We start from the raw sequence: 642 nt of genomic DNA, 5'->3' as shown, positions 1-642 counted from the left end.
CTATCAACGTTGGAGGCGCACGCCGGTCCGGGCCACAACGTCGCGGTACTTGTTCACCTCCGCGATCATGAAGTCGCGCGTCGTCTCCGGTGTGTTGGTGGCGCTCCAGGCGGCGACGCCGGCGCCGAGCAGGCGCTCGCGCAATTGCGGCTCGGTCACGCTGGCGACCAGCGCGCGATTGACCTGCGCGACCACCGCGGGCGGCATGTTGGGCGGGCCGATGATCATGTTCCAGGTCGTCATCTCGAAGCCGGGAATGGCGGCCTCGGCCAGCGTCGGGATCTCGGGGAAGGAGGGGAAGCGCTCGCGGCTCGTGACCGCGAGGCCGCGCACCAGCCCGTCGCGCACCTGGCCGGCGGCGCTGGCGAGCACGGCGATGCCGAACTGACCCTCGCCCTGATGGATGGCCGTCAGCATCAGCCCGCCGCTGCGATAGGGGACATGGGTGAACTTCGCGCCGCCCAGCGCCAGCGCCATCACCTCGACGGCGAGATGCGGAATGGAGCCGACGCCGGAGGTCGCATAGGCGAATTCCTCGGGGCGCGAGTTGCGCAGGCGCGTCGTCACCTCGGCCGGCGTGCGGCCGGGAAAGTTCGGCTGCACCACCAGGATGAGCGGCGCGGTGCCGACCATGCCGATATG

Annotated in this window: 1 protein-coding gene; it reads right to left on the bottom strand. The window is 70.4% G+C overall.

The window, feature by feature from the left end; genetic code table 11:
• Positions 1 to 3: 3 nt before the first annotated feature.
• Positions 4 to 642, bottom strand: a 639-nt coding sequence (locus AC1DWF_RS35565) for a Bug family tripartite tricarboxylate transporter substrate binding protein (RefSeq protein ID WP_476843161.1), incomplete at its 5' end; no start/stop codon positions are given.

The organism is Aminobacter sp. P4_D5 (genome assembly GCF_056401815.1).
This window is presented reverse-complemented; position numbering and strand designations above follow the sequence as displayed.